The sequence below is a fragment of the Dactylosporangium sp. NPDC050588 genome, from assembly GCF_040654975.1.
Classification (GTDB): Bacteria; Actinomycetota; Actinomycetes; order Mycobacteriales; family Micromonosporaceae; genus Dactylosporangium; species Dactylosporangium maewongense.
Genome location: NZ_JBFAJA010000097.1, coordinates 42,853 through 50,823 on the forward strand (window position 1 = coordinate 42,853; position 7,971 = coordinate 50,823).

6 protein-coding genes are annotated in these 7,971 nt (G+C 72.0%); 3 read left to right on the forward strand and 3 right to left on the reverse strand.

The genetic code is table 11. From position 1 onward, the window contains the following. Positions 1-5: 5 nt before the first annotated feature. Positions 6-2,261, reverse strand: a complete 2,256-nt coding sequence (locus AB0I21_RS47495; protein ID WP_360571065.1) for a glycoside hydrolase family 3 N-terminal domain-containing protein — start codon at positions 2,259-2,261, stop codon at positions 6-8. Between the two features lie 135 nt (positions 2,262-2,396). Between AB0I21_RS47495 and AB0I21_RS47500 the strand changes: the two genes are divergently transcribed. Next, on the forward strand, positions 2,397-4,487 hold the full coding sequence (locus tag AB0I21_RS47500; protein ID WP_360571067.1) for an MMPL family transporter: 2,091 nt from the start codon (positions 2,397-2,399) through the stop codon (positions 4,485-4,487). Between the two features lie 183 nt (positions 4,488-4,670). Next, positions 4,671-5,348, forward strand: coding sequence for a hypothetical protein (locus tag AB0I21_RS47505; RefSeq protein ID WP_360571069.1), 678 nt, complete (start codon positions 4,671-4,673; stop codon positions 5,346-5,348). A gap of 355 nt (positions 5,349-5,703) precedes the next feature. Here AB0I21_RS47505 and AB0I21_RS47510 read toward each other — a convergent pair whose 3' ends face one another. Together AB0I21_RS47510 and AB0I21_RS47515 are read right to left on the reverse strand one after the other, a co-directional pair. After that, the gene (locus AB0I21_RS47510) at positions 5,704-6,291 is read right to left on the reverse strand and encodes a dihydrofolate reductase family protein (RefSeq protein WP_360571071.1); all 588 of its coding nucleotides are present in this window, start codon (positions 6,289-6,291) and stop codon (positions 5,704-5,706) included. After that, a complete protein-coding gene (locus AB0I21_RS47515) occupies positions 6,288-7,112 on the reverse strand; it encodes a metalloregulator ArsR/SmtB family transcription factor (protein ID WP_360571073.1) in 825 nt (274 codons plus the stop codon). The genes AB0I21_RS47510 and AB0I21_RS47515 overlap by 4 nt, the downstream gene beginning before the upstream one ends. Before the next feature lie 106 nt (positions 7,113-7,218). Between AB0I21_RS47515 and AB0I21_RS47520 the strand changes: the two genes are divergently transcribed. Next, complete coding sequence (locus AB0I21_RS47520) at positions 7,219-7,521, forward strand: DUF1905 domain-containing protein (protein WP_360571075.1); 303 nt, start codon at positions 7,219-7,221, stop codon at positions 7,519-7,521. The last annotated feature ends 450 nt before the right edge of the window (positions 7,522-7,971 follow it).

Genomic DNA, 7,971 nt, shown 5'->3' on the forward strand with positions numbered 1-7,971 from the left:
GTGGCTCAGCCACGCACCGATGCGCTGACGTTGAAGTCGGCGCGGAGCAGGTCCTCGTCCCTCGACGACGTCCCGACCAGCAGCTCGAAGGCGCCCGGCTCGACCACCCGTACACCTGCCGCGTTGACGAACGTGCAGGAGGCGACCGGCAGCTCGACGGTCACGTCACGCCGCTCGCCCGGCGCCACGTGCACCTGGGTGTAGGCCTTCAACTCCTTGTCCGCCCAGGTCGCCGACGTGACGGTGTCGCTGACGTAGACCTGCACCGTCTCCAGCGCCGGGCGGGTGCCGGTGTTGTGGACGGTCACGGTGGCACGCAGCGTGTCGGCGGCGGTCACCTCGGTCTGCTCGATGCGCAGGTCGGTGTAGTCGACGGTGGTGTAGCTCAGGCCCTGACCGAACGCGAACGCCGGGCGCTGCGACAGGTCGGCGTAGCGGCTGCCGTGCTGGCCGCGGACCTGGTTGTAGTACGTCGGCTGCTGCCCGGAGTGCTGGGCGAAGGAGATCGGCAGGCGGCCGGTCGGCTCGATGCCGCCGAGCAGCAGCTCCCCGATCGCCTGGCCGCCGCGCATGCCCGGGTTGGCCGCGAAGATGATCGCGGCCGCGTTGAGCGCCGACGGCGGCAGCACGAGCGGCTTCGAGCTCATGAGGACCACGATCAGCGGCGTGCCGGTGGCGGCGAGCGCGTCGAGCAGGGCGACCTGCCCGCCGATGAGCTCCAGGGTGGCGGTCGACTTGCCCTCGCCGACGAGCTCGATGTGGTCGCCGACGACCGCGACCACGTAGTCGGCCGTCTCGGCGAGCGCGACCGCCTCGGCGATCATGGCCGGGTCGGGCGCGCACGGGTGCACGACGTGCGGGCGGGGCTGGCCGTCGGGGAAGAACTCGCCCTCCGGGTCGGGGCCGACGGTGAGGATGTCGGCGCCGCGCGCGGTGGTGACGGTCCAGCCCTCGGGCACGGCGGCGCGCACGCCGTCGAGCACGGTCTGGGTCAGCTCGCGCGGGTGGCCGTCGGGCAGCCACTCGGTCTGCCCGGACGCGCCGGCCCAGTCGCCGAGCTGCGCGTGCTGGTCGTCGGCGTTGGGTCCGACCACGGCGACGGTCTTCCCCGAACCGGACATCGGCAGCGTGCCGTCGTTGCGCAGCAGCACCAGGCTGCGGCGGGCGATCTCCAGGTTGACCGCGGCGTGCGGGCCGCACCCGATCACCGCCGCCTGCCGGTCCGGGTCGGGGTGGCGCGGCTGCTCGAACAGGCCGAGCTCGAACTTCAGCGTCAGGATCCGGCGTACGGCCTGGTCGATGTCCGACTCGTCGAGCATGCCCTTGGTGACCGCGTCCTGGGCGCCCTCGAAGAAGCCCGGCGTGGTCATCACCATGTCGTTGCCGGCCTTGACGGCGGCGGCCGAAGCGGAGGCGTAGTCGACGTGGACCCGCTGCTCCCACACCATCCGGCCGACGTTGTCCCAGTCGGTGACGAGGGTGCCGGTGTAGCCCCACTCGCCGCGCAGGACGTCGTCGAGCAGCCAGCTGTTGACGGTGATCGGCACGCCGTCCATCGACTGGTAGCCGAGCATGAACGTGCGGCAGCCCTCCCGGGCGACCCGCTCGAACGGCGGCAGGAACCACGAGCGCAGCTTGCGCGGCGACAGGTCGGCCTCGCTGGCGTCGCGGCCGCCCTGCGTCTCGGAGTAGCCGGCGAAGTGCTTCGCGGTGGCCAGGATCGCGGTCGGGTCGGCCAGGCCGTCGCCCTGGTAGCCGCGGACCATCGCGGAGGCGAACTCGCCGATGAGGAACGGGTCCTCGCCGAACGTCTCGCTGACCCGGCCCCACCGCAGGTCGCGGGCGATGCACAGGACGGGGGAGAAGGTCCAGTGGATGCCGGTGGCGGCGACCTCCACGGCGGTCACGCGGGCGACCCGCTCCACGAGCTCCGGGTCCCAGGACGCGGCCATGCCGAGCTGGGTCGGGAAGATCGTGGCGCCGCTCCAGAACGAGTGGCCGTGGATGCAGTCCTCGGCGACCAGCAGCGGGATGCGCAGGCGGGTCTTCTCCACGAGCGCCGTCGCCTCCAGGACGCGCTCCGGGGAGGCGTGCAGGATCGAGCCGGCGTGCATGTCCTCGACGAGGTGGCGGACGCCGTCACGCGCGTTGAGCTGCAGCATCTGCCCTACCTTCTCGGGCAGCGTCATGCGGGCGAGCAGGTCGGCGACGCGCTCGGCGACGGCGAGGGAAGGGTCGAGGTAGGGCAGAGGGGCTGGCACGGAGTTCCTTTCACGCTGGTCCGCACAGAACGATACGCGGGAGAGCGCTCTCTGGAGAACCCCCAGGCTCGGGGCATTACAGAGCGTGTCCCGGGTCACAATGCGTAGCGCGGCTACCTATGCAAGCATCGACGCATGGGGAAGTCTGTCGCCGGCGCCGTCGCGGGCCGCCGGATCAAGTACGTCTTCGTGATTTTCTGGCTGGCCGTCGCGGCCTTCGCCGGCCCGCTCGCCGGCAAGCTGACCGATGTCGAGCGCAACGACGCCAAGTCCTGGCTGCCTGGCGGAGCCGAGTCCGTGCAGGTCATCGACGTGCAGTCGAGCTTCGCCTCGCCGGACACGGTCCCGGCGATCGTGGTGTACTCGCGTGACTCCGGCCTCACCGACGGTGACCGGGCCAAGATGGCCGCCGATGCGGCGGCGTTCGGCCGCGTCCCTTCGCTCGACGGCACCGTCACCGGACCGATCCCGACCAAGGACGGGCAGGCGGCCCAGATCATCGTGCCGCTCAACCTCGGGGCCGACGGCTGGTCGAAGGCCGGCACGCTGGTCGACCAGCTGCGCGACACCGCCAAGCAGGGCGCCGACGGGCTGACCGTGCACGTCACCGGCCCCGCCGGCAACGCCGCCGACTCCAGCGCCGCGTTCGAGGGCATCGACAGCAGCCTGCTGCTCGGCACGATCGCCGTCGTCGTGGTCATCCTGCTCATCACGTACCGCAGCCCGCTGCTGTGGCTCCTGCCGGTCATCTCCTCCGGCGTGGCGCTCATCGCCGCCCAGGCCGTCATCTACCTGCTCGCCAAGCACGCCGACCTGGTCGTGAACGCGCAGAGTGCCGGCATCCTCACCGTCCTCGTCTTCGGTGCCGGCACCGACTACGCGTTGCTGCTGATCGCGCGGTACCGCGAAGAGCTACGCCGCCACGAGGACCGCCACGAGGCGATGGCGGAGGCGCTGCACCGCTCCGGACCGGCGATCATCGCCAGCGCCGCCACGGTCGTGCTCGGCATGCTGTGCCTGTTCTTCGCCGAGACCAACTCGACCAGCGGCCTCGGCCCGGTCGCCGCGATCGGCATCGCGGTCGGCCTCGCCGTCATGCTGACCCTGCTGCCCGTGCTCCTCACGATCTGCGGCCGGTGGATCTTCTGGCCGCTGCGCCCGAAGGCCGGCTCCGTCGAACCGACCGCTACCGGCCTGTGGGCCCGCGTCGGCGACCGCATCGCCCGCCGCCCGCGCGGCGTCTGGATCGTGACCGCGCTGGTACTGGCCGTCGCCACGATCGGCGTCGTGCAGCTGGACGCCACCGGGCTCACCAACAAGGAGTCGTTCCGCGGCACCCAGGACTCGATCGTCGGCGAGGAGGTCCTGGCCCGGCACAGCGCCGGCGCCGCGGGCAGCCCCGTCGTCGTCATCGGTGCCGCCGCCGCAGCGCCGTCGCTGCGGGCCGCGTTCGCCGGTGTGGCCGGCATCGAGTCCGTCAGCGAGCCGCTCACCCGCGGTTCCTACGCCTACCTCACCGGCACCCTCGTCGACCAGGCCGACAGCCAGGCGGCCTACGACACCGTGGACCGGGTCCGCGCCGCGGTCCACGCCGTCCCCGGCGCCGAGGCGAAGGTCGGCGGCACCACCGCCGTCAACCTCGACGTGCAGCGCGCCGCCACGCACGACCGCAACCTGATCATCCCGATCGTCCTCGCGGTGGTGCTGCTCATCCTGATCCTGCTGCTGCGCTCGGTGCTCGCCCCGGTCATCCTCATGGCGACCGTCGTGCTGTCGTTCGGCGCCGCCCTCGGCGTCAGCGCGCTGGTCTTCAAGCACGTCTTCGGCTTCGGCGGCGCGGACTCGTCGCTCCCGCTGTTCGTCTTCGTGTTCCTGGTCGCGCTCGGGATCGACTACAACATCTTCCTGATGACCCGCGTCCGCGAGGAGGCCGTCAAGCACGGCACCCGCCGCGCGGCGCTGATCGGGCTCTCGGCCACCGGGGGCGTCATCACCTCGGCCGGCCTGGTCCTCGCCGGCACGTTCGCCGTCCTGGCCACGCTGCCGCTGACCGCCTTCGCCGAGATCGGCTTCGCGGTGGCGTTCGGAGTGCTCCTCGACACGATCGTCGTGCGGTCCGTGCTCGTCACCGCACTGAACCTCGACGTCGGCGGACGCATGTGGTGGCCCAGCGCCCTCGGCCGGACCACCAGACCCTCACTCGAGAAAGAGCGAGTGGCCGTCTAGAGGATGGGGCGCCCGTCCCGGTACGGACCGCTGACAGGCTCTTCCTCAGTCATCCAGAGGTCGTCGTCGTAATCGCGTTCGTCGTGCGACAGCATCCGTGCTCCCTCCTTTTGTGCAGAGATCGACATACCCCTGACGGGTGAGCCCAAACCCGTCAGGGGTAGATCCGTATGATCCGCTGCCGTGAGGTACGTCACGACCGTCTTCCTGGCCGCCCTCGCCGGCGCCCCCTTCGCGCCCGCACTGTCGGCGGCGCTCGCCCCGTTCGACCTGAACGACTACGCCCACGAACCGTTCGACCCGGCCGCCGGCTGGGACTCGTGGACGCTCCCGTCGAGCGACGCCCTGCCACTGCGCCGCTGGCGGCGACGCGACCCGACCGTCGTCCGCCTCGCACCCGTGGGCGTCGTCGTCGCCGCCCCCAAGCGCCTCGTCGACTTCGACGAGATGCGCGCCGCCGCGGGCCGCGAGGCATCCGGCGCCTGGGACGCCTGGGCGAAGGTCGTCCGCACCCACCCGCCGGCACTGCCCCGCACCCACTTCACCGAGCAGTCCGAGTTTCTGCTCCAACCGGCGATCCAGGAGGTCGCCCACGCTGCGATCACGCAGCGCCACCGCTACTTCACCTTCTCGGTCCTGCTGGCCGACCCGGTCACGCACTTCGGCGATGACCGCGCCGCCTTCATCGCCCGCGCCTCGACCCAGGCCTTCACCACCCACGCATACCTGACCCTCGACGGGCAGTGGCTCACCCAGCACACCGCGGACCGCGGCTGGGACACCCACGTCGCCGCGATGACCGCCTACCTCGACACCCTGCCGGACGACACGCTCATCGCCCGCGTCTCCTGCCACGCGTAGCCTGGCTTGTCCTGGCTTGTCCTGGCTTGTCCTGGCTTGTCTGCCCTGGCCGGCTTGCTCGCCCTGGCTTGCCCCGGCCCACTCGCGCTGGGCCCACTCGCGCTGGGCCCACTCGTGCTGGCCTGCCCTGGCTGGCGTGCTCGCCCTGGCTTGCCCAGGCTCGCTCGCGCTGGGCCTGCTCGCGCTCGCCTTCCCGGCTGGCTTGCCCTGGGCTTGCTCGCGCTGGCCTGCCCACTCGCGCTGGCCTGCCCACTCGCGCTGGCCTGCCCACTCACGCGGGCTCGGCGGTGGCCGGTGCTGCCCGCCGTGTGTTGCCCAGGCGCCGCGTGGCGGGCCTTGATGGGGCGGGCGTCGGTCAGCGGGCCCGGTCATAGACGAGGGCGAGGGTGCCGTGTTCGCCCGCCGCCTGGCTGGTCAGGGACCACTGACCGGCAGGAAGGCCGTCGTCGAACAGGCGCGGACCGCCGCCGAGGAACACCGGGAAGATAGTGAGCGCCAGGCGGTCGACCAGGTCGGCGGCGAGGAGGGCCTTGATGACGCTGGCGCTGGACAGCACGAGGATGTCGCCGCCGTCGGTGGTCTTCAGGTCCGCGGCCACTTCGGCGGCCGGCTTGTCGACGACCGTGGTGCGCTCCCAGGGAGCCTCGCGCAGCGTCGAGGACAGCACGACCTTGTCGGCGTCAATGAGCCACTTCGCGAAGCCCTCGTCGCGCGGGTCGGCGCCCTCCATGCCGATCACCGTGGGCCAGAAGCCGAGGAAGCCCTCTGCGTTGACCCGGCCGAGGAGCGCCGTCGTCGCCGGCTCCCACAGCTTCGTCAGGTGGTCACGGGCAACGTCGGTGATCGCATACGGCATCACCCAGCGCATGTCGATGGGGTTGTCGGGCGCGGCGTAGCGGCCGTCGAGGGACAGGCTCATGTTGGTGACGATCCGGCGGGTCATTCGGTGCTCCTTGTGTCGATGGCGGTGGTGAGTTTGTCGAGGCTCTGGCCATAGCCGAGCTCGATGCCGGCGATGAAGTCGGCGGAGTCGACGGTGCTGCCGGTGACGCGGTAGCGGACGTCGAGGTCGGTGCCGGTCTCGGACGGTCGTAAGTCCATGTCGACGTGCGAGGTGAACGCGACCCCACCGTCGGGCAGCAGCGGGGACAGCCGGTAGGAGAGCCGCTCGCCCGGGCGCACGTCCTCCACGACGCCCTCCGCGCGGCCCACGACCGTGTCGGTGCCGTCGGTGTCCTCGGCGTCGCGGTATTCCAGGACGAGCCGCCCGCCCGGCCGCGCCTCGATGACGAGGCCGGAGACCCGCAGACCGTCGGGCGCCCACCAGTCGCTGAGCAGCTCCGGGTCGGTCATGTGGCTCCAGACGAGGTCGGGGCCGCCGCGCAGGGCCCGGGTGAACCGGAACGCGCGCCCATCCGCCCATCCGGACGCGCCCGCGGCGTCCCGCTCGGCGAGCACGCTGCGCACGTGACGCTCGAACAGCGAGTCGACGCCGCTGACGAGGTCCGCGGCATCGGCGAGGCCGCCCAGCACGACCGCCAGGTCGCGCAGCGGGGTGCTCAGCAACGCATACATACGGCGCTGCCCGGACCGCAGCGAGGTCACGACGCCCGCTCGCTCGAGCGTCTGCAGGTGCTTCGTGGTCTGTGGCTGCCGCGCCCCGGTGAGCTGGGCGAGAACCCCGACGGACCGGGGACGCTCGGCCAGCAGGCTGATCAGCCGCCAGCGCGCCGGGTCCGCGAGCGCGGCAAGGAGTGCTTCCATGCCGCAAAGTATGCTCCGCGGAGAATATTCTTGTCAAGGAATAACTTGGTCGATCCTCGGGTGAGCGGTGGGAGTTTTTGTCGTACCCCTGTGCGAGGGTGAGGGCGTGAAGGTGGAGTTCGAGGCTCAGCTGTGGGTATGGGACGCCCGGCGCATGGACACGTGGGTGTTCGTGACGCTGCCGGTCGACGAGTCGGAGGACATCCGTGACCTGACCGGCTCGGTGAAGCGGGGCTTCGGGTCGCTGCGGGTGTGGGTGAGCATCGGCGGCACGACCTGGAAGACGTCGATCTTCCCGGGCAGCGGCGGCGGCCCCTACGTCCTGCCGGTCAAGGGCCCGGTCCGCAAGGCCGAGTCCCTCGACGTCGGTGACACGGCCGCGGTGACCGTGGAGCTCCTCGATGTCTGACCTGCTGGATCCGGGCGTCGCTGCCCCTCGCTCTGCGCCGCGCCGCCGTCCTCGCGTGGTGTGTGACCGAGCCTCTGCGCTCCGGGTGGCGGTCCGTTTAGCTTCGGCCGGCCCGAGCCCGGTCGCCGTCGACGGGGACCCGCGGGGTCACGCCACGGAGGCGGCACGTTCGGTGCGGTGAGCGCGCAGCCCTCGGCCGGCGGTGAGGTGATCGAGCGCGCGAAGCGATGACGATGATGCCGTCGAGCTCCAGGCCCTCGGGCGAGCCGCGCCTGCCACGGTACGTGGAGACCCGACCGAGCCGTTGTCGACAAAGCACCGGCACGGCATGGCCCGGCCCCGCCCGGCCCCGCCCGGCCCCGCCCGGCACGGCCCGGCCCCGCCCGGCCCCGCCCGGCCCCGCCCGGCCCCGCCCGGCCCGGCCCGGCACGGCCCGGCACGGCCCGGCCC

Bases quoted from the DNA above. Each gene is read 5' to 3' on its own strand.
- AB0I21_RS47515 (WP_360571073.1), bottom strand. From the start codon at position 7,112: ATGGAAGCACTCCTTGCCGCGCTCGCGGACCCGGCGCGCTGGCGGCTG.
- AB0I21_RS47500 (WP_360571067.1), top strand. From the start codon at position 2,397: ATGGGGAAGTCTGTCGCCGGCGCCGTCGCGGGCCGCCGGATCAAGTAC.
- AB0I21_RS47510 (WP_360571071.1), bottom strand. From the start codon at position 6,291: ATGACCCGCCGGATCGTCACCAACATGAGCCTGTCCCTCGACGGCCGC.